Source organism: Rhodococcus sp. X156, from assembly GCF_004006015.1.
GTDB lineage: Bacteria > Actinomycetota > Actinomycetes > Mycobacteriales > Mycobacteriaceae > X156.
The window spans coordinates 3448274-3470395 of the sequence record NZ_CP034766.1 but is presented as its reverse complement, the minus strand read 5'-3'; the positions used below and the strand labels follow the sequence as shown (position 1 = coordinate 3470395).

General features: G+C 72.4%; 23 protein-coding genes. 14 read left to right on the top strand and 9 right to left on the bottom strand.

The window, feature by feature from the left end; translation table 11 throughout:
* Positions 1-393 precede the first annotated feature (393 nt).
* The 5 genes from ELX43_RS16370 (at position 394) to ELX43_RS16350 (ending at position 5541) form a co-directional block, all read left to right on the top strand.
* A complete protein-coding gene (locus ELX43_RS16370; RefSeq protein ID WP_164860679.1) occupies positions 394-1398 on the top strand; it encodes a toluene hydroxylase in 1005 nt (334 codons plus the stop codon).
* Positions 1399-1518: 120 nt separating this feature from the next.
* On the top strand, positions 1519-2202 hold the full coding sequence (locus tag ELX43_RS16365; protein WP_206518040.1) for a hypothetical protein: 684 nt from the start codon (positions 1519-1521) through the stop codon (positions 2200-2202).
* Between the two features lie 85 nt (positions 2203-2287).
* Positions 2288-3598 (top strand): DUF2786 domain-containing protein, encoded by a 1311-nt coding sequence (locus ELX43_RS16360; RefSeq protein ID WP_127784344.1) that lies wholly within the window; start codon positions 2288-2290, stop codon positions 3596-3598.
* 27 nt (positions 3599-3625) lie between these two features.
* Positions 3626-4135, top strand: coding sequence for a pyridoxamine 5'-phosphate oxidase family protein (locus ELX43_RS16355; RefSeq protein WP_127784343.1), 510 nt, complete (start codon positions 3626-3628; stop codon positions 4133-4135).
* Between the two features lie 71 nt (positions 4136-4206).
* Entirely contained in the window at positions 4207-5541 is a 1335-nt protein-coding gene (locus ELX43_RS16350) for an amidase family protein (RefSeq protein ID WP_127784342.1), read from the top strand.
* Here the strand turns inward: ELX43_RS16350 and ELX43_RS16345 are convergent.
* From ELX43_RS16345 to ELX43_RS16335, 3 genes are read right to left on the bottom strand one after another with little or no spacing between them, the layout of a single operon-like run.
* The gene (locus ELX43_RS16345) at positions 5538-5939 is read right to left on the bottom strand and encodes a PPOX class F420-dependent oxidoreductase (protein ID WP_127784341.1); all 402 of its coding nucleotides are present in this window, start codon (positions 5937-5939) and stop codon (positions 5538-5540) included. The two genes, ELX43_RS16350 and ELX43_RS16345, sit on opposite strands and share 4 nt — an antisense overlap.
* A complete protein-coding gene (locus tag ELX43_RS16340) occupies positions 5936-6880 on the bottom strand; it encodes a 2-dehydropantoate 2-reductase (protein ID WP_164860678.1) in 945 nt (314 codons plus the stop codon). Before ELX43_RS16340 ends, ELX43_RS16345 begins: the two co-directional genes overlap by 4 nt.
* The gene (locus tag ELX43_RS16335) at positions 6870-7262 is read right to left on the bottom strand and encodes an ankyrin repeat domain-containing protein (protein ID WP_127784339.1); all 393 of its coding nucleotides are present in this window, start codon (positions 7260-7262) and stop codon (positions 6870-6872) included. The genes ELX43_RS16340 and ELX43_RS16335 overlap by 11 nt, the downstream gene beginning before the upstream one ends.
* Before the next feature lie 89 nt (positions 7263-7351).
* Here ELX43_RS16335 and ELX43_RS16330 point away from each other — a divergent pair, with 89 nt between their 5' ends.
* The 3 genes from ELX43_RS16330 (at position 7352) to ELX43_RS16320 (ending at position 10833) form a co-directional block, all read left to right on the top strand.
* Positions 7352-7828: a Fur family transcriptional regulator gene (locus ELX43_RS16330; protein WP_127784338.1), complete on the top strand. Its 477-nt coding sequence runs from the start codon at positions 7352-7354 to the stop codon at positions 7826-7828.
* Positions 7829-7893: 65 nt separating this feature from the next.
* A complete protein-coding gene (locus ELX43_RS16325; protein WP_127784337.1) occupies positions 7894-9528 on the top strand; it encodes a catalase in 1635 nt (544 codons plus the stop codon).
* 162 nt (positions 9529-9690) lie between these two features.
* The gene (locus ELX43_RS16320; RefSeq protein ID WP_127784336.1) at positions 9691-10833 is read left to right on the top strand and encodes an acyl-CoA dehydrogenase family protein; all 1143 of its coding nucleotides are present in this window, start codon (positions 9691-9693) and stop codon (positions 10831-10833) included.
* Between the two features lie 18 nt (positions 10834-10851).
* On the opposite strand, the gene ELX43_RS16315 is transcribed toward ELX43_RS16320, so the two are convergent.
* Entirely contained in the window at positions 10852-11088 is a 237-nt protein-coding gene (locus ELX43_RS16315; protein WP_127784335.1) for a hypothetical protein, read from the bottom strand.
* A 165-nt stretch (positions 11089-11253) separates the two neighbouring features.
* Between ELX43_RS16315 and ELX43_RS16310 the strand changes: the two genes are divergently transcribed.
* On the top strand, positions 11254-11958 hold the full coding sequence (locus ELX43_RS16310; protein ID WP_127784334.1) for an SOS response-associated peptidase: 705 nt from the start codon (positions 11254-11256) through the stop codon (positions 11956-11958).
* 6 nt (positions 11959-11964) lie between these two features.
* Here the strand turns inward: ELX43_RS16310 and ELX43_RS17690 are convergent, their stop codons facing one another.
* Complete coding sequence (locus tag ELX43_RS17690; RefSeq protein ID WP_164860677.1) at positions 11965-12117, bottom strand: hypothetical protein; 153 nt, start codon at positions 12115-12117, stop codon at positions 11965-11967.
* Between the two features lie 100 nt (positions 12118-12217).
* On the opposite strand from ELX43_RS17690, the gene ELX43_RS16305 reads away from it, so the two are divergent.
* Together ELX43_RS16305 and ELX43_RS16300 are read left to right on the top strand one after the other, a co-directional pair.
* A complete protein-coding gene (locus ELX43_RS16305) occupies positions 12218-13606 on the top strand; it encodes a PLP-dependent aminotransferase family protein (protein ID WP_127784333.1) in 1389 nt (462 codons plus the stop codon).
* Positions 13607-13698: 92 nt separating this feature from the next.
* Positions 13699-14466, top strand: coding sequence for a pentapeptide repeat-containing protein (locus ELX43_RS16300; RefSeq protein WP_206518288.1), 768 nt, complete (start codon positions 13699-13701; stop codon positions 14464-14466).
* 15 nt (positions 14467-14481) lie between these two features.
* Here ELX43_RS16300 and ELX43_RS16295 read toward each other — a convergent pair whose 3' ends face one another.
* The gene (locus tag ELX43_RS16295; protein ID WP_127784331.1) at positions 14482-15480 is read right to left on the bottom strand and encodes a hypothetical protein; all 999 of its coding nucleotides are present in this window, start codon (positions 15478-15480) and stop codon (positions 14482-14484) included.
* Positions 15481-15583: 103 nt separating this feature from the next.
* On the opposite strand from ELX43_RS16295, the gene ELX43_RS16290 reads away from it, so the two are divergent.
* From ELX43_RS16290 to ELX43_RS16280, 3 genes are all read left to right on the top strand, one after another.
* On the top strand, positions 15584-16459 hold the full coding sequence (locus ELX43_RS16290) for an ROK family protein (protein ID WP_127784330.1): 876 nt from the start codon (positions 15584-15586) through the stop codon (positions 16457-16459).
* Between the two features lie 212 nt (positions 16460-16671).
* Positions 16672-17190: a C40 family peptidase gene (locus tag ELX43_RS16285; RefSeq protein ID WP_241249330.1), complete on the top strand. Its 519-nt coding sequence runs from the start codon at positions 16672-16674 to the stop codon at positions 17188-17190.
* Between the two features lie 208 nt (positions 17191-17398).
* Complete coding sequence (locus tag ELX43_RS16280; protein WP_127784328.1) at positions 17399-17881, top strand: C40 family peptidase; 483 nt, start codon at positions 17399-17401, stop codon at positions 17879-17881.
* A 10-nt stretch (positions 17882-17891) separates the two neighbouring features.
* On the opposite strand, the gene ELX43_RS16275 is transcribed toward ELX43_RS16280, so the two are convergent.
* From ELX43_RS16275 to ELX43_RS16265, 3 genes are all read right to left on the bottom strand, one after another.
* Positions 17892-19697, bottom strand: coding sequence for an acyl-CoA dehydrogenase (locus tag ELX43_RS16275; RefSeq protein ID WP_127784327.1), 1806 nt, complete (start codon positions 19695-19697; stop codon positions 17892-17894).
* A 284-nt stretch (positions 19698-19981) separates the two neighbouring features.
* Positions 19982-20164: a hypothetical protein gene (locus ELX43_RS16270; RefSeq protein WP_127784326.1), complete on the bottom strand. Its 183-nt coding sequence runs from the start codon at positions 20162-20164 to the stop codon at positions 19982-19984.
* A 122-nt stretch (positions 20165-20286) separates the two neighbouring features.
* Positions 20287-22116 carry a phosphoenolpyruvate carboxykinase (GTP) gene (locus tag ELX43_RS16265; RefSeq protein WP_127784325.1) on the bottom strand — a complete coding sequence of 610 codons (1830 nt, stop codon included), beginning with the start codon at positions 22114-22116 and terminating at the stop codon, positions 20287-20289.
* Positions 22117-22122 lie beyond the last annotated feature (6 nt).

The window sequence follows — 22122 nt, the reverse complement described above, 5'->3', positions numbered from 1 at the left end:
CACGCGGTCGGGCAGCCTCTTCTCGGCTGCGCACCGACCTCGGCTCCCCGCCCGCGGCGGTGGGTCTCGTCCCCCTCACGGTAGCCACCACCGCTGCGGTGCGCCTGTCGAAGCGTGGTGCTGGACGGGCCCGTGCGAGCGGTGGTTCCTGGACACGCCCGACCAGCGCGGGGCCGGTCTCAATGTGAGAAGTCCCGGCCCGGCGCGGCCTCCGCAGGGTGAGGGTCAACCAGGAAGTCCTGACCCCCTGACCCCACCGCACGCCCACCCACGAGGAGCCCAGCCAGGGCCGACACCAGAGGACCACGCATGAGCATTCCCGACCATGTAGCCAAGGCGGTATTCACCGGACTCGAGCCACGTCCGGCACGGGCCAGAGCGAGAGAACCGCAGGTGAGCCCCTACCCCGACCACGCCGAGGGCGGCCCGAGCTGGTGGAACGCCTCGGCCGAGGGGGGAGTCGGGCTGCCGCTGGACTGGACCGTGCTGCGTGCCTGGGGGCACGCGCCGCCACGCGCCACCACCCGAGGCGCAGGTTCCCGCAGCGCCCCCGGGTGGCAGGAGTTCCACGACGGCAACCTGGCGGGGGAGGCGATCGTCCACCAGGACACCGCGGCGGTCGGGGCAGCAGTGGCGCGGCAGGTGCAGGTCGCCAGGTCCACCGGCGACCTTGGTCGCTGGGACCCCCGGTGGTCACGGTTCGTGGCCAACAACGTCGGCGCGTGGATGCACGTGGAGCGCAACCTCGGGCGCGGGCTCTTCGCCGAGGCCAACCGGCGCAGCCCCACGCCCGCGCACCGCAACGCCATCGCGCTGAACAGCATGCACCGCATCCGCTTCGGCCAGAACCTGGCGCTGCTGCTGCACACCCTGGCCGAGGAGGTCCCGCACTTCGAGGGCGGAGCCCACGTGCGGGTGTGGCAGCACGACCCGGCCTGGGCGGGGGTGCGGCGAGTCACCGAGCAGCTCGCGGCCGTGACCGACTGGGCGGAGGCGGTGTTCGTGGCCAACATAGTCTTCGAGCCGCTGGTGGGGGAGCTCTTCCGCAACCACCTGGTGCAGCAGGCCTGCCTGCGCAACGGGGACAACATCACCTCGACGGTGCTGCGCACCGGCCAGCGCTGCTACGCCGGCCGCGACCTCCGCTACACCACGACGATGTTCGGCCAGCTCGCCGCGGACCGGGAGTTCGCGATGCACAACCTGGCGCTGATGGACCTCTGGCTGGCGGTGTGGGTGCCGCCCTGCCTGGACGCCGCCCGCCAGCTGCAGACCCTCTGGTCCCAACCGCCGGTGGCCCCACCACGGTTCGAGGATGGCCTGGACCGCGCCCGGACCCGGCTCGCCCTGGTGCTCACCGACCTCGGGCTCGACCGGCCCGAGGAGCTGAACCGCTGAGCAGTGCTCGTTGCCGGCGGGCACCGGGTTGCGGGCGCGGCCAACCGGTGGTGCCGTGGTGCACAGCAGGACCACCACCAGCAGCACGCCAGGAGGACACGCCATGGACAGCACGCCACGATGCCTGCCGAGCGCTGGTGGCCGAGCCTGGGCGCGGGCGTGAGCGCCCCTGAGGAGGGCGGGCCCCAGCTCTTGCGGCGGCTGGACTCCGAGGGCGCTGCGATCCTGGCCGGGTACACCGCCACCTTCGACGACCTGCGGATGGTGCTGCAGTGCTGCGAGCGGCTGGTGGTTGCTCTCGGCGGCGCCGAGGGCAGCGAGGAGCAGACCGATCAGCAGGCGGCAGACGCCGAGCGCGCCGCGGACCGCGTGCTGGTGGAGTCGTTGTGGACCACGGCGCTGCTGTCCTACGCCCGCTGCTTCAGCCCCTCGGCGCTGGGCACCCGGCTCACCGAGCACGACCTGGCCAAGACGGAGCTGGAGGGGGAGCTGCTGGAGTGGCACCGGGCGCTGATAGAGCTGGCGGAGCACTACAGCAGCCCGGTGGACAACCCGCGCGAGCGGTTCTTCGTCGCCATCTCCGAGAACGAGGACGGCCTGGCCGGTGGGCTGGCCCTCACCTCGCTGCAGCAACCCTTGGTGGACCTGATGACGGTGCGACAGACCGGGGCGATCGTGTTCGCGCTGACCGAGCTGGTGAACGACCGGATCGGCGCCCAGCAGGACGTGGTGCTGGCCGAGCTCGGCGAGCTCAGCGCCGACGAGCTGGACCAGCTGGAGACGCTCGAGGTGAGCCCCGAGTAGCTGAGCGTCCACCGCCGGTGCCCGCTGGTCCGTCTCCGAACCGCCGGGATCCAGAGCTGTCGGGGGGCCCGGCCAAGATGTGGTCATGGCCCAGCACCGCGTCGACGCCCGGTACCGGCACTTCAGGCACCCCTCCGGCGGCCACGCCCGCCGCAGGCCCGGACCGGGGCCCGTGGGGCCGGAGCTGGTGGAGCAGGTGATCGACGAGGGCGCCCAGCGCGCCTTCGGGCCGTGGGCTGACGCCGCGGCGCTGGAGCAGGCGGCCATCGTGCTCACCGAGCTGGACGGCGAGCAGGGTGCCGCGTCCGGACGGGCGGCCCAGGCGCTGGTCGAGCAGGTGGCACGGCTGTGGGAGAACGGCTGGCAGCCGGCCGACGTGGTGCACGTGGCGCGCCGGCAGTGGACCCAGCGCGTGGGGCGCCTGGCCGCGGCCGTGGTGACGCGCGAGGCCCGGACGAGTCACGCCGAGGAGCGGGCCCCCGCGGAGTGGCGCGAGCAGCTGGCGGCCCTGCCCACGGTGCCGGCGGCAGGACCAGCGGTGCTGAGCGCCTGGCGCGGGTCCGAGGAGCTCACGGCCGTGCAGGCCTGGCAGGACGCGTTGCGGCTGCTGGGCTACCTGCGCTCGCTGCGGGGCGGGCTGCAGCCGCTGTGCCCGCCCCCGTCGCAGTGGGGTCGCGCCGCCGCCGCGCCTCGCCCGGCCCCCAGCGCGGCGGTCGACGCCAAGGTCCTGGGCCGGGTGCGCGCGCTGCTCGCCAAGGCCGAGTCCACCGACTTTCCGGAGGAGGCCGAGGCGCTCACCGCCAAGGCGCAGGACCTGATGACCAGGCACGCCATCGACGCTGCGGTGGTCGGAGCCGCGGCCGGTGCCCGGCTCGCCGAGCAGGTCCGCGCTCGGCGGCTGCACGTGGACAACCCGTACGGCGAGGCCAAGGTGCACCTCCTGGACGGCGTGGGCGCCGCCAACGGTGTGCGGGTGGTGTGGACCTCCGCCTACGGGATCGCCACGGTGGTCGGCCTGCCCACCGACCTGCAGCTGGTGGAGGTGCTGTTCACGTCGCTGCTGGTCCAGGCCACCCGCGCGGTGTCGGCCGCCGCGCCGGGACACACCGGGGTGAAGGCCTTTCGGCGGGCGTTCCTGCTGTCCTACGCGGTGCGCATCCGGGAGCGGCTGGCCGACTCCCAGCAGCAGGCGCACGCAGCGGCAGCCGACGTGTACGGCACCGCCCTCGTCCCGGTGCTGCAGCAGCGCTCCGAGGCGGTCCGCGAGGTGTTCACCGAGCTGTTCCCACAGGTGGTGACCAAGCGGACCAGTCCGGTCGACCCGCAGGGCTGGCGCGCGGGGCGTGCCGCAGCCGACGAGGCCGACCTCGGAACGGGCGGTCTCCGGCGGCGGTAGCACCCTGCAGCGTCGTACGGTGTGGCCATGGCTGAGCCCGTCGCGGAGATGCCGTACATGCCCGACTACGGCGTGCAGGCGCAGGGCTGGCGCCCGTTGCCCTGGAGCTGGGCGGCCGAGCGGCTCGGCGCCGGACGCAGCTACTGGGTGGTCACCGTCTCCGGCGCCGGAGCGCCGCACGCCCTGCCGGTGTGGGGCGTGTGGGACGACGACGAGCAGCGCTTCGCGTTCTCCTGCGGGCCACGCTCGCGCAAGGCCCGCAACCTCGCGGCGAACCCGCGGGTGGCCGTTGCCCTGGACGACACCGTGGAGTGCCTGTCCCTGCAGGGCAGCGCCGAGGTGGTCACCGATGACGCCCGGCGGCAGGAGTGGGCCCGCCGGTACGTGGGCAAGTACCAGCCCCTTTTCGCCGACCTCGACGCCGCGTTCGTCCTGGCGCACCTCGTGGTCGAGGTGACCCCGGCCCGAGCCGTGGCTGTGATCGAGCGGGAGGAGGACTTCGCCAGCCGGCCCACCCGGTGGCGGTTCGCCGACTGAGCCGCGACAGTCCCGCTGCGACCTGCGGAACGGGGCAAACCGGCGAGCTCCCGCGTAGCGTCCGCGGGGTGATGACTGCTACCGAAACTGCTGCGGCCGTGCGCGAGGGATCGTTGACCGCTCGAGCGGCCACCGAGGCGGCGCTGGCGCGGATAGCTGAGCAGGACAGCGAGCTCGGCGCCTTCCAGGTGGTCCGCACCGAGCGGGCCCTTGCCGAGGCTGACGCCGTGGACGCCCGGGCCGACCGCTACGCGCTGCCGCTGGCCGGGGTGCCGGTGGCGGTCAAGGACAACGTGGCGGTGTCCGGCGAGCCGATGCGGGAGGGGTCGCTGGGCAGCGACGCCACCCCCCAGCCGCGCAACCACCCGGTGGTCTCTCGGCTGCGGGCGGCGGGCGCCGTCGTGGTGGGGCTGACCCGGGTGCCTGAGCTGTGCGTGTTCGGCACCACCGACTCCGCCTTCGGCGTCACCCGCAACCCCTGGAACACCACCCGCAGCCCCGGGGGATCCTCGGGTGGGTCCGCCGCCGCGGTGGCCGCGGGCATGGTGCCCGTTGCGCACGGCAACGACGGCATGGGGTCCATCCGTATCCCCGCGGCGTGCTGTGGCCTGGTCGGGCTCAAGCCCGGCCTCGGCGTGGTGCCCGCCCAGCTGGGCGACGGCGCGTGGTTCGACATGGCCGAGAACGGCCCGCTGGCCACCACCGTCGCCGACTGCGCCACGGTGCTCTCGGTGCTGGCCAAGCAGCCCGAGCTGGCCCAGGTGCGCGAGCCCACGGCCCTGCGGATCGCGGTCTCCACCCGCTCTCCAGTGCCGGGAGTGCGGGTCGACCGGCACTACGCCGAGGCCGCCCGCCGCTCTGGCGAGCTGTTCGCCCAGGAGGGCCACCGGGTGGCCCAGGCCCACCCGTCCTACCCGGTCTCGGTGGGACAGTCGGAGCTGGTGCGCTGGCTCGTCGGCACCGAGCTGGAGGCGCGAGCGCTCAGCGATCGGTCGCTGCTGGAGGCCCGCACCGCCAGGCACGCCGCGGTGGGCCGAGCACTGCTGCGGGCAGGGCTGCCCAAGCCCGCTGGTCGGGACAAGTGGCAGCACAAGGCCGAGGCGTTCTTCGCCGACCACGACGTGTTGCTCACGCCCGCACTGGCGCAGCCTCCGCTGCCGGCCGACCGCTGGGGCGAGAAGAGCTGGCTGTCCAACCTGTGGGCGAACATCCGCTACGCCCCGTTCGCTGCACCGTGGAACCTGGCTGGCTGGCCGGCGATGGTGGTGCCCGCCGGTACCCACCCCAACGGCCTGCCGCTGTCGGTGCAGCTGGTGGCCCGGCCTGGTGGCGAGGCCACCCTGCTGGGGCTGGCGCTGCAGCTGGAGCGGATGCGGCCCTGGACCCGCACCGCCCCGACCCGCTAGGGCTGCTGCTGGTCGAGCGTGACGGCCACTCCGACGGTGCCGCTGCGACCCCGCCGCAGCCGGCTGCCGAGGATCGCCACCCGGCCGGCGATGCCGTACTTGCGCTGGATGAGCTGGCGGACCCGCTCGGTGGCGTCGGCGTCGAGCACGGTGGCCGTGCCACTGACCGCGGAGCCCCGGGGCTTGCCCCGGGCGTCGCACGGGGCGACCGTGACGGCCGGGTCGCGGCGGATGCGCTTGACCTTGCCCGCGTCGGTGGCGGTCCAGATCACCAGCGCGGCGCCGTCGTGGGCCACCCACACCGGGGTCGGCACGGTGGTGCCGTCGCGGCGCCGGGTGGTGAGCAGCACGTACTTGGCGGTGCCCAGCCGGTCGAGCTCGCCTGCGTGGGTGGTCATGGGTTCCCCTCGGTTGGTGTGTTGCCGGTGCTGCCCTCGCTGAGAGCCTTGGTCAGGGCCCAGATCGCCTGGTTCAGCGGGGCCGGCACGTCGTGCTCCTGAGCGGCGCGCACCACGGCCCCGCAGAGCAGGTCGTGCTCCAACGGGCGGCCGGCCACCCGGTCGTAGTACATGCTCGTGCCGTTGTCGTCGGGGTAGGAGCGAAACAGCTCCAGCACCTCCTCCACGTCGGCGCCGCTGAGCCGGGCCCCCACGGACGAGCCCACCGCGGCGGTCTCGATGAGCAGCGACCGGCAGAGCTCGGCCACCTCGGGCTCGCGCAGCACCTCGCAGCGGCGCAGGGTGAGCGCGGTCAGCGGGTTGGAGCCGATGTTGACCATCAGCTTGTGCCAGGCGGCGGTGCGGAAGTCGGGGTCCTGGCGCACCGAGGCGCCGCCGTCCAGCAGCGCCGCCAGCGACTTGCCGGCGGGCTCCTCCGGCACGATCAGCTGGTTGCCGAGGTGGTGGGTGACGGCGCCGCTGCCGGTGCGCTCGGCGGAGGCGCGCACCAGGGCGGGCAGCACCGTCGCCGTGCCCACCAGCGGCTGCACCCGCTCCACGTGGTCCACACCGTTCTGCAGCACCACCACCACCGTGTCCGGCCCCACCAGCGCGTCCAGCCACGGCTGGGTGGCGGCGGTGTCCTGGGCCTTGACGGTGAGCATCACCCAGTCCACCGGCTCGGCGTCGGCCGGGCCGGGCACCGGGGTCACCGGCACGGTGCGCGTGCCTCGTCCGCCCCGGCCGTCGCCGGTGATGGTGAGCTGCTCGACCGGCGTGCGGGTGCACAGCAGCGGGGTGGGCGCGCCGGCCAGCTCCAGCCAGGACGCCACCAGGCCGGCCACGGCACCGGCTCCGACGAGGGCGATGCGCGGCTCGTCCACCGACTGCTCAGCGCGCACGCAGCAGCTTCGCCATCTCCGGGAGGTTGAAGAACTCAGCGATGGCGACCGCCGACTTCGGCCCCTCCTCGGGGTCGGCCCCAGCCTCGAGCAGCGCCGTGACGATGGGCTCGGCCTGCCGGAAGACGGCCGCGGCGAGCGCGGTCTGACCCATGTCGTTCACCCTCGAGGTGTCCGCGCCGCGCTCCAGCAGGGCCTGCACGGTGTCCAGGTGCACGTGGTAGGCCGCCAGGATCAGCAGCGTGTCGCCCTTGGTGTTGGTGAGGTTGACCGGAACGCCGGCGTCGAGGGCCTCGGTCAGCGGACCGGTGCGCCCCTCCCGGGCGTGCTCGAACAGGGACTGGACGAACTGCAGTTCTTCCTCGGTGAGCTCGGATGCCATGACAGCAACCTTAGGGCGATGGCGAGGTGTGTGCTGTCAGACTCGCCGCTTTTCTTGACTCATTCCAGAGTTTGCGGTCTGATGGGCACATGACACCAGCAGCCAGCTCCGCCGCCGCTCGGGTGCGCGCTGCCGGCCTGCGGGTGACCAAGCCCCGCGTGGCCGTGCTCGAGGCGCTGGAGCAGGCGCGGCTGGACCGACAGCACCTGCCGGCCGGGGCCATCCTGGAGCAGGTCCGCCCCGTGCTCGGCTCGGTGTCCACGCAAACCGTCTACGACTGCCTGGACGCGCTCACCCGCGCCGGGCTGCTGCGCTCGATCGAGCCGGCTGGGCACCCCGTGCGGTACGAGACGCACGTGCCCGACGACCACCACCACCTGGTCTGCCGCGGGTGCGGACAGACCAGCGACGTCCCGGCCCTGGCCGGCAGCGACGCCTGCGTGCGCACCGCACCGGTCGACGGCTTTCGGGTCGAGGCCACCGAAGTAATCTTTTGGGGGTGGTGCCCCAGCTGCGCGGCGACCACGCAGCCGGGCCAGCCCCTAGAGCGGCACGATTCCCCCTGAACCGCACGGCCCCCTGAACTGCACAATCGCGGCACCTGAGAACACCGAACGAAAGGTCTCCACCGATGACTGACCAAGCCAGGACTCTTACCAACCGACAGGGACACCCTGTCTACGACAACCAGAACTCGCGCACGGTCGGCTCGCGTGGCCCGGCGACCCTGGAGAACTACCAGTTCCTCGAGAAGATCAGCCACTTCGACCGCGAGCGAGTCCCGGAGCGCGTCGTGCACGCCCGTGGCGCCACGGCGTTCGGCTACTTCGAGGCTGACGGCACTTGCGGCGACGAGCCCATCTCCAAGTACACGCGCGCCAAGCTGTTCCAGGAGAAGGGCAAGCAGACCGAGCTCGCTGTCCGCTTCTCCACCGTGGCCGGCGGCAAGGACTCCTCCGAGACGGCCCGCGACCCCCGCGGCTTCGCGGTGAAGTTCTACACCGAGGACGGCAACTGGGACCTGGTCGGCAACAACCTGGGTGTCTTCTTCATCCGGGACGCCATCAAGTTCCCCGACTTCATCCACTCGCAGAAGCCCGACCCGGTCACCTTCGAGCGTCAGGTCGCCAACCGCGTCTTCGACTTCGCCTCGCAGACTCCCGAGTCGCTGCACATGTTCAACCTGGTCCTGAGCCCCCGCGGCATCCCGGCCAGCTACCGCACCATGCAGGGCTTCGGCGTCAACACCTACAAGTGGGTCAACGAGCAGGGCGAGACCCAGCTGGTCAAGTACCACTGGGTGCCCAAGCAGGGCGTGAAGAGCTGGACCGAGGAGGACGCTGCCGTGGTGCAGGGTCGCGAGCTCGGCGTGCACACCCGTGACCTCTACGAGGCCATCGACAACGGCGAGTACCCCGAGTGGGAGCTGTACGTCCAGCTCATGGACGACCACGACCACCCCGAGCTGGACTGGGACCCGCTGGACGACACCAAGACCTGGCCGGAGAACGACTTCCCGCTGCGCAAGGTCGGCAAGATGGTGCTCAACCGCAAGCCGGTGAACTTCTTCGCCGAGAGCGAGCAGATCGCCTTCGGCACCGGCGTGCTGGTGGACGGCCTGGACTTCTCCGACGACAAGATGCTCGTCGGCCGCACGTTCAGCTACTCCGACACCCAGCGCCACCGCGTCGGCCCGAACTACCTGCAGCTGCCGGTCAACTCGGCCAAGAACGCCAAGGTCGCCACCAACCAGCGTGACGGCCAGATGACCTTCGGCGTCGACCTGGCGGAGGGGCAGAACCCGAGCGTCAACTACGAGCCGTCCATCACCGGCGGCCTGCAGGAGGCGCCCAAGCCCGCCCACAGCGAGCAGGGCCCGGAGATCAGCGGACGCCTCACCCGCGCCCGCATCGAGCGGACCAACGACTACCAGCAGGCTGGTGAGCGCTACCTGCTCTCCATGGACTGGGAGAAGGACGAGCTGGTCAGCAACTGGATCGGCAACCTGTCGCAGTGCGACAAGCCCATCCAGGAGCGCATGCTGTGGCACCTGTTCATGGCCGAGGACGAGCTGGGCCAGCGCGTCGGCGAGGGCCTGGGCATGACGGCGGACGACGTTCGCCACCTCGACCCCCTGGCCACGCAGACCCTCAGCGAGGCCGAGCTCAAGCGGGCCGCGAACCTGGGCAAGAACGGTCGTCGCGACGTCACCGGCGTCGTCATGACCCACTGCGTCCCCGTCGAGCGGGACGTCCAGACCAGCTGATGCTGGCCACGGGGCCACTCGCCCGTGACGGTCAGCAGCACTCCAGCGGGGGTGGGAGCACATCGTGCTCCCGCCCCCGCTGTGCTGTCTCCGGTGTCGGCCCATCCTGCAGTCGATACCGTGGTGCTCCGCGCACGCCGTACTAGCTGAAGGAGCCCCACCGTGGCTGTCGACCGCCTGCTGCCCACCGCCGAGGCCGCGGACCTCATCGCGCTCACCCGCGAGCTGGCGGACAAGGAGCTGGCGCCGGTGGTGGAGCAGCACGAGCGCGACGCCACCTGTCCCGAGGGCCTGTTCGCCACGCTGGGCGAGGCCGGCCTGCTGGGCCTGCCCTACCCCGAGGAGCTCGGTGGCGGCGGTCAGCCCTACGAGGTCTACCTGCAGGTGCTCGAGGAGCTCGCCTCCCGCTGGGCCGCCGTCGCGGTGGCCACCAGCGTGCACGGGCTGTCCTGCTTTCCCCTGGCCACCTACGGCACTGCCGAGCAGCAGCAGGCGTGGTTGCCGGAGATGCTCGGTGGACGGCTGCTGGGTGCCTACAGCCTGTCGGAGCCGCAGGCCGGCTCCGACGCCGCGGCGCTGACCTGCCGGGCCCGCCGCACCGACGCCGGGTACGTCCTCAACGGCAGCAAGGCCTGGATCACCAGTGGGTCCAGGGCCGACTTCTACACGTTGTTCGCCCGCACCGGCGAGGGCTCCAAGGGCATCTCCTGCTTCCTGGTGCCGGCGGACACGCCGGGGCTCAGCTTCGGCCGGCCGGAGGACAAGATGGGGCTGCGCGGGGTGCCCACCACCGCTGCCAGCTACGACGACGCCGTCATCGACGCCGGTCGGCTGATCGGCGCCGAGGGGGACGGCCTGCGCATCGCGTTCAGCGCGCTGGACTCCGGGCGGCTGGGCATCGCCGCGGTCGCCACCGGGCTGGCCCAGCGCGCGCTGGACGACGCCGTCGCCTACGCCAAGGAGCGCAAGACCTTCGGCAAGGCGATCATCGACCACCAGGGCCTGGGCTTCCTGCTGGCCGACATGGCGGCGGCGGTGGACTCCGCCCGCGCCACCTACCTCGACGCGGCCCGGCGTCGCGACCTGGGTCGCCCCTACGGCCGGCAGGCCAGCGTGGCCAAGCTGGTGGCCACCGACGCGGCCATGAAGGTGACCACCGACGCCGTGCAGGTGCTGGGCGGCTACGGCTACGTGCGGGACTTCCCGGTGGAGCGCTACATGCGCGAGGCCAAGGTGATGCAGATCTTCGAGGGCACCAACCAGATCCAGCGCCTGGTGATCAGCCGGGGGCTGGCGGCGGGCTAGCGCCGGCACTCGGGCGGGTCAGCCGGCGTCGGACTCGCGCTGGCGGTCCAGCTCGGGCAGGTCCTGCTGCACCACCCGGAGGTAGGCCCAGCCACCGGCGCGATCTTCCAGGCGGTGGTGCTGGAAGCGGAAGGTGTCCCGCCCGTCGTCGCGGAAGGTGACGCTGGGGCCACACACGCAGTCGTCGGTGTGGTGCGCGACGGCGTCCTCCAGCGGCACCACGTGCAGGGCGAACATTTTCTCGGCCTTGGCCATGGGGGTCACTCCTTCGTCAGCGGCCGCGCTGGCTTGCCCGGCCGCCTGGTGCTTCGTGCTCACAACAAAGGTAGGCCCGCGCCGCCGGGATGTTCCACTGATTTATGACGAACCAGACACTGGCTGCGCCGCGTGCCGTCAGGGCGCCGGGGCAGACTGGGGCGCATGTGCGGCCGATTCGCCACCACCCAGACCGATGACGAGCTCCTCCAGGTGTTCGGCGCCGCCGAGGCGGTCGGTGAGCCGCTCCCGCCGTCCTACAACGTCGCACCCACCGACCCGGTGCGCACGGTGCTGGAGCGGGTGCCCAAGGACCACCCCGACTCCGCCGCGGTGCGCCAGCTGCGCACCGCCCGCTGGGGTCTCATCCCCTCGTGGGCCAAGGACCGCAAGATCGGCGCGAAGCTGATCAACGCGCGGATGGAGACCATCACCGAGAAGCCGTCCTTCAAGGCAGCCGCGAGTCGCCGGCGCTGCCTGGTGCCGGCCAACGGCTACTACGAGTGGGAGAAGCAGGGCGCCACCAAGGTCCCGCACTTCCTGCACGGCGACGGGGTGCTGGCCATGGCCGGCCTCTACGAGCTGTGGCGTGACCCGCAGGCGGCCGCGGACGATCCGGACCGGTGGGTGCTGTCGGTGACGGTGCTGACCACCACCGCCAGCGACACCCTGGGCCACATCCACGACCGCAGCCCGGTGCTCGTGCCCGGGGAGCTCCGCGACGCGTGGTTGGACCCGACGATCACCAACCCGCACGAGGTGCAGCAGCTGCTGGCCGAGGTGGGGGAGCCGCACCTGGAGCCCTACGTGGTGAGCACCGCGGTGAACAACGTCGCCAACAACAGCCCCGAGCTGCTGCGCCCGGTCTGAGCACCGCTAGCTCCAGTGCTGCTCGCGGTCGCGCACGGCCCGCAGGTCCGTCCGCTGGCGCGCGGCGTCGCGGTCCCGGTGATCGGTGGGCAGCAGGCCCACCAGCGGGACGGCGGGGGCGAACAGGCGCAGCAGGCGCGGGGTGGGCCGCCAGGCCACAGCTGTCCTGGTCCAGCGGACCCAGCTCCGGTGCGGCGTGGACTGCCGCCCGAGCAGTAGCGGCAGCGAACTGGGGGCGATAGCGCTATCGTTGCGTCTCATGTTTGACGATAGCAGTGTGGGTCGGGTTGCGAGAGAGGTGTTTCGGCGCATCGAGGGCGCCCCGGCGGGGACACGGCTGCCCAGCACCCGGGTGCTGGTGGACGAGCTCGGCGTCAGCGCCACCACCGTCGCGCAGGCGGTGGCCCGGCTGGTGGCCGACGGTGCGGTGGTCACTCGACCGGGCCGAGGCAGCTTCACCGCACCGCGTCGTCGCTCGGTGGCCCGCGACACCACCTGGCAGGAGGTCACGCTCGGGGCAAGCCCGGTGCAGACCGCCGGGCTGCCCGAGGCGCTGGGCACCGTGGACCCCGACGTGCTGCAGATGTCGGCGGCCTACCTCGGTGCCGAGCTGCGCCCGGACCACCGCCTCTCCGCGGCGCTGGCCCGGGCGGCCCGCCGGCCGGACGTGTGGGCCCGGCCCCCGGTGGCGGGTGTGCCCGAGCTGCGGTCGTGGTTCGCCGCCCAGGTGGGCGGGCAGCCCGACGAGGTGCTGGTGACCCCGGGCGGGCAGGGCGCGGTGTCGGCCATCATGCGGGCGATCGTGCCGGCGGGCGAGCCGGTGCTGTTTGCCACGCCCACCTACCCGGGGGCAGTGGCCATCGCCCGCAGCGCCGGGCTCACCCCGGTCCCGGTGCCCACCGACGGCGACGGCGTGCGCCCCGAGCTGCTGGAGCGGGCGCTGCAGCTGAGCGGGGCGCGGCTGGTGTACCTGCAGCCGGCCTACGCCAACCCGGACGGCAGCGTGCTGGCCGCGGAGCGGCGCGGCGAGGTGCTCGAGCTGGCCCGGCGCTTCGGCGCGTTCATCCTGGAGGACGACTGGGCCCGCTGGCTCGGGCACGGCACCCCGCCGCCGCCGGCGCTGAGCCGCGACGACGAGCACGGGCACGTGCTCACGGTGAGCTCGCTGACCAAGGCCACCGGGCCCGGCCTGCGGATCGGCGCGATCCTGGCCCGCGGCCCGGTGGCCGAGCGGGTGATGGGCATGCGGCTGGTCGACGACCTGTTCGTCTCCGGCCCGCTGCAGCACGCGGCGGTGGAGATCGTCACCGCCCCGGCGTGGTCCAGCCACCTGCGGGCCCTCGGAGCCGGGCTGGCCAGCCGCTGCGCCACCCTCGCCGCCGCGCTGGCGGCGGAGCTGCCCGACTGCCGCTTCACCCCACCGCGGGGCGGGGTGTCGCTGTGGCTGGAGCTGCCCGAGGGCATCGACGAGACCGACGCGGCCCGGGCTGCGCTCGCCGAGGGGGTGACGGTTGTCCCCGGCCGGCACTACACGCTGGGCGAGCAGGCTCGAGCACACCTGCGGCTGTCCTTCGCCAGCCTCACCGAGGCGCAGATCGTCACCGCGGTGGGACGGCTGGCGCGTGCGCTGGACCCGCTGCGGTCCTGACCGCACGACGTGGCTCCTAGGATGGGGTGGTGGCCAGCACGGGGAGTCGCAACCTGGTGGCCGACTGCAGCAGCTGCTTCGGCCTCTGCTGCGTGGCGCTGCCCTTCGCTGCGTCGGCCGACTTCGCCATCGACAAGGACGCCGGCGATCCCTGCCCTAACCTGAAGCCGGACTTCGGCTGTGGCATCCACGACCACCTGCGCCCCGCCGGGTTCAGGGGCTGCACCGTGTTCGACTGCTTCGGCGCCGGCCAGCACGTCGCGCAGCACACCTTCGGCGGACACGACTGGCGGCAGGCGCCCCACACGGCGCGGCAGATGTTCGCGGTGCTGCCCGTGGTCCGGCAGCTGCACGAGCTGCTCTGGTACCTGGCCGAGGCCCAGACCCTGGCCGCAGCGCAGCCGCTGCGGACCGAGCTGGCCCAGGCCGCTGCGCTGATCGAGCGCCTCAGCAACGGCGACGCAGCGGCGCTGCTCGCGCTGGACGTGGCCGCGCACCGTGCCGAGGTCAGCGCGCTGCTGCTGCGGGCCAGCGAGCTGGCGCGGGCCGAGGTGCCGCTGTCCCGGAAGGCCCGCAGCAGGCGCAACCACCGGGGCGCCGACCTCGTCGGTGCGGCGTTGGCCGGTGCCGACCTGCGGGCAGCGAACCTGCGGGGCGCGTACCTGGTGGCGGCCACGCTGCGCGGGGCGGACCTGCGGCTGGCGGACCTCATCGGTGCCGACCTGCGCGACGCCGACCTCTCCGGGGCGGACCTGCGCGGAGCCCTGTTCCTCACCGCGTCACAGCTGCGCGCCGCCCGCGGTGATGCAGCCACCAGGCTGCCTGCCACCCTGGAACGGCCAGCGCACTGGCTGCCCTAGCTTGCGCGGGCGGGGCTAGGCCTGGTGGGGCCGGGTGGGGCCGTCCGGGGTGGGGTCCGTCCGCACCGGACCGGCCTCGTCCTCGTCGTCCTCGATCTTCTGCTCCCCGCGCTTGCGGAAGAACTTGAAGCCGGGAATGCCCACCGCGGCCTCGCGCACGTCCTTGGCCACCTCGAGCAGGTCGCTGACGTCCGGGCCCACCCGGTCCAGCGTCTCCAAGATGGGCAGGATGTCGCTCTCCATGTGCTCGACCAGCACCGGCGCGTGGTCGACGAACCGGATGATCGCCTGCAGCTCCTTCTCGGAGAGCGAGTCGAGGAAGCTGCGCAGCTTGGGTGCGGCCTGCTGGGCGAGGGGCCGGTACAGGTCCAGCAGCTCCTGGGCCACCCCGGAGAGCTGCTCGGCGGAGAGCACCAGCTCGCCGGCGCCCCCGGCCACCCCCTGTGCGGTGGACAGGGTGTCTGCGGCCTCCAGCGTCAGCCCACGGGCCGAGCCCAGCACGTCGCCGGTCTGCACCACCAACCCGCGGGCGGCGCCCACCGCCTCCCCGGCGTCCAGGGCCACCACCCGGGCCGTGCCCACCACGTCAGCGGCGTCCAGTGCCACGGCGCGGGCGGTTCCCACCACGTCGCCGGCCTCCAGTGCCACCACCCTGGCCGTGCCCACCACGTCAGCGGCGTCCAGCGCCACGGCGCGGGCGGTTCCCACCACGTCCCCGGCCTCCAGTGCCACCACCCTGGCCGTGCCCACCACGGCCTGGGCCTGGGCGGCCACCAGCTCGACGATCCCGACCACCGCCTTGGCGTCCATGGCCACCGTGCGCACCTCGCCGACCGTGGCCTCGGCCTCGTCGACCACCTTGGAGACCCGTTGCAGCAGCAGCTCGACGTCGGTGAGTGCGGCCCCGACCCGGCCGGGCAGCGTCACGGCCAGTGCCGCCGTCTCCAGGGACCAGTCGGCGACCCCGCGGGCAGCACCGAGGAGCTCGCGCGGGGACGGGATGAGCCAAGCCATTCGTTGATAGTGCCTCACCGGTCGGCGTGACGTGGATCATGGGCGGCGGTCCTGCGGGACTCGCTGACCCGCAGGCCGTCTCGCGGTTGGCAGACTGCGGGGCATGGCGGTGCTCGGGTTGGACGTGGGCGGGACCAAGCTCGCGGCGGCGCTGCTCGACGAGGACGGCACCGTGCTCAGCTCCGCCACGGTGGCCACCCCGGAGCGGGACGTGTGGCAGGCCGTCGACCAGGTCCTGCGGCGGGCGGCGGGCACGCAGCAGCCCACCGGCATCGGTATCGGGTCCGCGGGGCCCATCGACCGAGCGGCGGGCACGGTCAGCCCGTTGAACATCCCGACCTGGCGTCGGTTTCCCCTGGTGGCGGCGGTCGAGGACGCGTGGCCCGGCCGACCGGTGCGCCTGGCTGGCGACGGCGGCTGCATGGCCATTGCCGAGCAGCGCTTCGGGGCCGGCCGCGGCGTCGAGGACCTGCTGGGGGTGGTCGCCTCCACGGGGGTCGGCGGCGGCGTGGTCCGCTCCGGGGCGGTGGTGCACGGTCACACCGGCAACGCCGGCCACATCGGGCACGTCGTGGTGGAGCCCGACGGGGAGCCCTGCGCCTGCGGCGGCGTCGGGTGCCTGGAGACGGTGGCCAGCGGGCCGGCGGCGGTGCGGTGGGCGCGGGCCCGCGGCTGGGCGGGGGCGGACGGTCGGGCGCTGGCGGCCGCCGCGGCTGCGGACGACCCGGTGGCGGTGGCAGCCCTGGCCAGGGCCGGTACCGGCCTTGGTCAGGCGCTCGCCTCCAGCGCCGCGCTGCTGGAGGTGGGCCTGGTGGTGCTGGGCGGCGGATTCTCCCTCGCCGGGGAGCCGCTCTGGCAGCCGCTGCGGGAGGCGGTGCAGCGGTACGCCCGGTTGGGCTTCACCCGTGACCTCCGGGTGGTGCCCGCTCAGCTCGGCGCCGCGGCAGGGGTGGTCGGCGCCGCTGCTCTGCACCTCTGAGTGCTGCCTTGGTCACAACGAGTGCCTAGGTCGGTTGACTGATTTTGCCTGGTGGTTACCTTCGATATTGCCTTCGTTGACACGGCCGGGATCGAGCTGGGCCGCGCGAATGCCCAGGTCGGACGGCCGGAGCAAGGTGACCCTGTCCCCGACCCAGAGAGGGAGCAATGTTCTCCGTCCCAGCGACTGAGTCTCGTCGCAAGGCGCGTCGGATGATGCTCGCGACCGTCGCCGGTGCTGCTGCTGCGATGACCTTGGCGCCCACCGCAACCGCTCAGGCCCAGGTGCCGACGGGTGCGGCCACCACGACCAAGTCCACGACGGCGACCGTCAAGCAGGTCGCCCCCAAGGCCTACAAGGCGACGACGAGCAAGATCACCGTCAGCAACGCGGCTCAGCGTGCCGTCAACGTCGCGCTGGCGCAGGTGGGCAAGCCCTACGTGTGGGGCGCCACCGGCCCGAGCTCCTTCGACTGCTCCGGCCTGGTGCAGTACGCCTACAAGCAGGCGGGTGTCTCGCTGCCCCGCACCACCAGCCAGCAGGTGAAGGTTGGTGTCGCGGTGACGGCCTCGCAGATGCAGCCCGGTGACCTGGTGTTCGCCTACGGCGGCGGCCACGTCGGCATCTACGTCGGCAACGGCAAGTACGTGCACGCGCCCACCTCGGGCGACGTCGTCAAGGTCGCCTCGGTGCCCTACGGGCAGATCACCGCGATCCGGCACGTCACCTAGCGCACCCCGACCGGTGCGGTGCCGCGCACCGCACCGGTCACCACAGTGCGGTATGTCACGGCTTGAGCCGAGGCTGTTGACCTTCGTGACCATTTCGTTACCGTTAGAGTCACTTCCCGCCCAGCCCGGTTCACCCCGTGCGATGCGCGCCACGTCGGGCGCACGTGGGCGGGGTTCGACGCAACCGTCCCCGAACCCCCAAGGAAACATGCCTTCCGAGATCGCGACCAAGCCCCGTCACTCCTTCCGCCGCCTGGTGCTGGCGGCCGCCGCCGGCGCCTCCGTGCTGGCGATGGCTCCGACCGCCGCCGCGCAGGCCGCGCCGGCACCGGCCAGTGCCAGCGTCGTCAGCCCGTCCGTGCTCGCCATGGACGTGGCACTGGCCCAGGTGGGCAAGCCCTACGTCTACGGCGCCACCGGCCCCGGCGCGTTCGACTGCTCCGGCCTGGTGCAGTTCTCCTACGGTCAGGTGGGGATCTCGCTGCCCCGCACCACAGGGGAGCAGGCCGGCGTCGGTTTCCCGGTCGCCTACGACCAGCTGGCCCCCGGTGACCTGGTGTTCGTCTACGGCGGCGGACACGTCGGCATCTACGTCGGCAACGGCCAGTACGTCTACGCGCCCACCTCCGGCGACGTGGTCAAGGTCGGGGCCGTGCCCTACGGCGAGCTGACGGGCGCGCGCCGCATCTAGCCAGCAGCCGCTAGAACCACGCCGGGTCGGCGTCCAGCACCGTGGTGTCCAACGACGCCAGCAGGTCGAGCTGGGCGCCGACCTTCGGCAGCTCGAACCGGAAGAAGTAGCGGCCAGCCTGTCGCTTGCCCGCGTAGAAGTCCCCGGTGCCCGGCTGGGCCGCGAGCAGCTGCTCCAGCCACATCCAGGCGATCACCGTGTGACCCACCGCCTCCAGGTAGACCGAGGCGTTGGCCAGGGTCACCGCGGGGTCGCCGGCGGCGAACAGCGCGGCGGTCACCGCCCCCACTCGCTCCACCACCACGCGCAGCTGCGCGCCCAGCTCTGCCAGCTCGCCGCCGGCCTGGTCCGCCCGTTGCACGGTGGCGGCAACCGACTCGCCCAGCAGCCGCAGGCCCGCCCCACCGCGCATGCTCATCTTGCGCCCCAGCAGGTCCAGGCCCTGGATCCCGTGGGTGCCCTCGTGGATGGGGTTCAGCCGGTTGTCCCGGTACATCTGCTCGACGTCGTAGTCGCGGGTGTAGCCGTAGCCCCCGTGCACCTGGATGGCCAGGCTGTTGGCCTCCAGGCACCACTGCGACGGCCAGCTCTTGGCCACCGGCGTGAGCACGTCCAGCAGCAGCGCCGCCCGCTCGCGATCGGCCGGCTCCGGCGCGGTGTCCTGCTCGTCCACCAGCCGGGCGCAGTACAGGCCCAGCGCCAGTCCGCCCTCCACGTAGGACTTCTGGGCCAGCAGCATGCGGCGCACGTCGGCGTGCTCGATGATCGGCACCGGCGGCGAGGCCGGGTCCTTGGCGGTGGCCGGTCGGCCCTGGGTGCGGGTGCGGGCGTAGTCCAGCGAGTGCAGGTAGCCGGTGTAGCCCAGCGCCGTGGCGCCCAGGCCCACCCCGACGCGGGCCTCGTTCATCATGTGGAACATGTAGGCCAGCCCGTGGTGCTCCTCGCCCAGCAGGTAGCCCACTGCGCCGGCCGCGCCGCCAGGGGTGTGCTGGCCCTCGCCGAAGTTGAGCATGGTGTTGGTGGTGCCCCGGTAGCCCATCTTGTGGTTGAGCCCGGCGAGCACCACGTCGTTGCGCTCGCCCAGGCTGCCGTCGTCGCCGAGCAGGACCTTGGGCACGATGAACAGCGAGATCCCCTTGACCCCGGCCGGACCGCCCGGGACCTTGGCCAGCACCAGGTGGACGATGTTCTCGCTCAGCTGGTGGTCGCCGCCGGAGATCCACATCTTGTTGCCGAAGAGCCGGTAGGTGCCGTCAGCCTGCGGCTCCGCTCGGGTGGTGATGTCAGCCAGCGAGGACCCGGCCTGCGGCTCGGACAGGCACATGGTGCCGAAGAAGCGTCCCTCGGTCATGGGGCGCACCCAGGTGTCCACCTGCTCGGGTGTGCCGTGCGCGACCAGCAGGTTGGCGTTGGCCATGGTGAGGAACGGGTACGCCGACGTGCCGACGTTGGCGGCCTGGAACCACGCCAGCATCGCGCGGGCGACGACGCTGGGCAGCTGCATGCCACCGAGGGACTCGTCGAGCTGGCCGGACATCAGGCCCGCCTTGGCGAACACGTCCAGCGCGGCGGCGACCTCGGGGATGAGCTCGACGGTGCCGTCCGGGCGCATCACCGGCTCGTTGGCGTCGGCCTTCTTGTTGTGCGGCGCAAAGTGCTCGGTGGCGATCTGCTCGCCCAGCTCGAGCACCGCGTCGAAGGTCTCCCGGGAGTGCTCGGCGAAGCGCGGCCGGGTGGTCAGCGAGGTGACGTCCAGCCACTCGTGCAGGAGGAAGGCAAGGTCGCGGCGAGAGAGGATCAGTCCCGACTTGTCCATGCCGTCATCTCACCACGCGGCGGCAGGCCCGGGCCGGGCTGGGGGGAACTACTCAGCGGCGGTGGGTAGGCCCACCGAGTCGCCCCGGGCCGGAGCGGCCGTCTCACCTGTGCACGGCGACGACGGCTGAGGGGTTGTGCAGAGACTCGCACCCCGCCGGGGACGAGGAGAGGAGCTGACCACGTCGAGGCAGGACCGCGGAGGGGCGGTACGGCCGCGACACCCGCCGTCGACCGTCGAGCGGCAGCGCGGCCCGGGTGAGGGTGAACCTCCCCGGGCCGCGCTCACTCGTGCCAGGGCCGGTGGCCCTCCCGCCAGCTACGGCTCGGCCTGGACCTCGACTCGCGCAGCTGCTCGGGCCGGACGACGCCCACCCCCGGGTGCTCGCCGGTGAGCCCACGCCGCCGGAGCCGGCGCACCACCAGGCTGAACACCAGCCAGAGCGCGGCCAGCGCAGCGATCACCATGACCGTCTCCACGCGCTCCACTCTCCCCCTGCACGTCCGAGGGGCGGGCACCCGGCCGGTTGGCCTGCGGTACCCGCCCCTCGGGCAAGCGCTCACACCCGCGTGGGGTGCGTCGTCGGTGGTCAGCCCAGGCGGTGCTTGAGCGCGTCGAGCTCGTCGCTCAGGCTGCTGGGCAGCTTGTCCCCGAACATGGTGAACCACTCCTCGATGGAGGGGATCTCGCGCTTCCACTCCTCGTCGTTGACCTCCAGCGCCAGGTCGACGTCCTCGAGGCCGCCGGTGAGGCCGTCCAGGTCGATGTCGGCGCTGGTGGGCACGTAGCCGATGGCGGTCTCCCGCGCCGCGGCCTTGCCCTCGATGCGCTCGATGGCCCACTTGAGCACGCGGGCGTTCTCCCCGAATCCGGGCCACAGGAAGCGCTTGTCCTCGCCCCGGCGGAACCAGTTGACGTAGAAGATCTTCGGCAGCTTGGACTCGTCCGCGGACTTGCCCAGGTCGATCCAGTGCTGCAGGTAGTCACCGGCGTTGTAGCCGATGAAGGGCAGCATGGCCATCGGGTCGCGGCGGACGTCACCGACCTTGCCGCTGGCGGCAGCGGTCTTCTCGCTGGACATGGTGGAGGCCATGAAGACCCCGTTCTGCCAGTTGCGGGACTCGGTGACCAGCGGGATGGTGGTCGCCCGGCGGCCGCCGAAGAAGATCGCCGAGATCGGCACACCCTTGGGGTCGTCCCACTCCGGCGCGAGCACCGGGCACTGCGACATCGGGGTGCAGTAGCGAGAGTTGGGGTGGCTGGAGAGCTCGCCGCTCTCCGGCGTCCAGTCCTCCTGCTTCCAGGACGTCAGGTGCTGGGGGTCGCCCTCCATGCCCTCCCACCACACGTCGCCGTCGTCGGTCATCGCGACGTTGGTGAACAGCGAGTTGCCGCGCTCGATGGTGCGCATGGCGTTGGGGTTGGTGGCCCAGTTGGTGCCGGGGGCGACACCGAAGAACCCGAACTCCGGGTTGACGGCGTACAGCCGGCCGTCCTCGCCGAAACGCATCCAGGCGATGTCGTCGCCGAGGGTCTCGACCTTCCAGCCCGGGATGGTGGGCTCGAGCATCGCCAGGTTGGTCTTGCCGCAGGAGCTGGGGAACGCGGCGGTGGCGTAGTAGACCTTCTCCTCCGGCGAGGTCAGCTTGAGGATGAGCATGTGCTCAGCCAGCCAGCCCTCGTCGTGGGCCATCGCCGAGGCGATGCGCAGCGAGTAGCACTTCTTGCCCAGCAGCGCGTTGCCGCCGTAGCCGGAGCCGAAGCTCCAGATCTCGCGGTCCTCCGGGAAGTGGGTGATGTACTTGGTGTCGTTGCAGGGCCACGCGACGTCGGTCTCGCCCTCGGCCAGCGGCGCACCCACGGAGTGCAGCGCCTTGACGAAGGGGGCGTCGGTGCCGAAGCGCTCGAGCGCCACGTTGCCCATGCGGGTCATGATCCGCATGGAGACGACGACGTACTCGGAGTCGGTGAGCTCCACGCCCAGCTTGGGGTCCTCGGCGTCGACCGGGCCCATGCAGAAGGGCACCACGTACATGGTGCGGCCCTTCATGCAGCCGCGGTAGAGGTCGGTCATGAGCGACCGCATCTCCGTGGGGTCCATCCAGTTGTTGGTGGGGCCCGCACTGGACTCCTCGCGGGAGCAGATGTAGGTGCGCTCCTCGACGCGCGCCACGTCGGCCGGGTCGGAGGCGCACCAGAAGGAGTTGGGCTTCTTCTCCGGGTTGAGCCGGGTGAAGGTCCCCGCGTCGACGAGCTGCGTGGTGAGTCGGTCCCACTCCTCGTCCGAGCCGTCCACGAAGACGACACGGTCAGGCTGGGTGAGCTCGGCAACGTCTCGTACCCAGGCCAGCAGGTCGCTGTGCTGGGTTGGCACGGTGCCGTTCTGCTCGTCGAGGCCGGGAATGGTCGCTGCCGTCATCAGACT

Coding starts and splice junctions, on each gene's coding strand:
- ELX43_RS16355 (WP_127784343.1), top strand. CDS start 3,626: ATGGCTGAGCCCGTCGCGGAGATGCCGTACATGCCCGACTACGGCGTG.
- ELX43_RS16275 (WP_127784327.1), bottom strand. CDS start 19,697: ATGGACAAGTCGGGACTGATCCTCTCTCGCCGCGACCTTGCCTTCCTC.
- ELX43_RS16290 (WP_127784330.1), top strand. CDS start 15,584: ATGGCGGTGCTCGGGTTGGACGTGGGCGGGACCAAGCTCGCGGCGGCG.
- ELX43_RS16295 (WP_127784331.1), bottom strand. CDS start 15,480: ATGGCTTGGCTCATCCCGTCCCCGCGCGAGCTCCTCGGTGCTGCCCGC.
- ELX43_RS16350 (WP_127784342.1), top strand. CDS start 4,207: ATGACTGCTACCGAAACTGCTGCGGCCGTGCGCGAGGGATCGTTGACC.
- ELX43_RS16305 (WP_127784333.1), top strand. CDS start 12,218: ATGTTTGACGATAGCAGTGTGGGTCGGGTTGCGAGAGAGGTGTTTCGG.
- ELX43_RS16330 (WP_127784338.1), top strand. CDS start 7,352: ATGACACCAGCAGCCAGCTCCGCCGCCGCTCGGGTGCGCGCTGCCGGC.
- ELX43_RS16325 (WP_127784337.1), top strand. CDS start 7,894: ATGACTGACCAAGCCAGGACTCTTACCAACCGACAGGGACACCCTGTC.
- ELX43_RS16265 (WP_127784325.1), bottom strand. CDS start 22,116: ATGACGGCAGCGACCATTCCCGGCCTCGACGAGCAGAACGGCACCGTG.
- ELX43_RS16310 (WP_127784334.1), top strand. CDS start 11,254: ATGTGCGGCCGATTCGCCACCACCCAGACCGATGACGAGCTCCTCCAG.
- ELX43_RS16345 (WP_127784341.1), bottom strand. CDS start 5,939: ATGACCACCCACGCAGGCGAGCTCGACCGGCTGGGCACCGCCAAGTAC.
- ELX43_RS16315 (WP_127784335.1), bottom strand. CDS start 11,088: ATGGCCAAGGCCGAGAAAATGTTCGCCCTGCACGTGGTGCCGCTGGAG.
- ELX43_RS16335 (WP_127784339.1), bottom strand. CDS start 7,262: ATGGCATCCGAGCTCACCGAGGAAGAACTGCAGTTCGTCCAGTCCCTG.
- ELX43_RS16280 (WP_127784328.1), top strand. CDS start 17,399: ATGCCTTCCGAGATCGCGACCAAGCCCCGTCACTCCTTCCGCCGCCTG.
- ELX43_RS16365 (WP_206518040.1), top strand. CDS start 1,519: ATGCCTGCCGAGCGCTGGTGGCCGAGCCTGGGCGCGGGCGTGAGCGCC.
- ELX43_RS16360 (WP_127784344.1), top strand. CDS start 2,288: ATGGCCCAGCACCGCGTCGACGCCCGGTACCGGCACTTCAGGCACCCC.
- ELX43_RS16285 (WP_241249330.1), top strand. CDS start 16,672: ATGATGCTCGCGACCGTCGCCGGTGCTGCTGCTGCGATGACCTTGGCG.
- ELX43_RS16270 (WP_127784326.1), bottom strand. CDS start 20,164: ATGGTGATCGCTGCGCTGGCCGCGCTCTGGCTGGTGTTCAGCCTGGTG.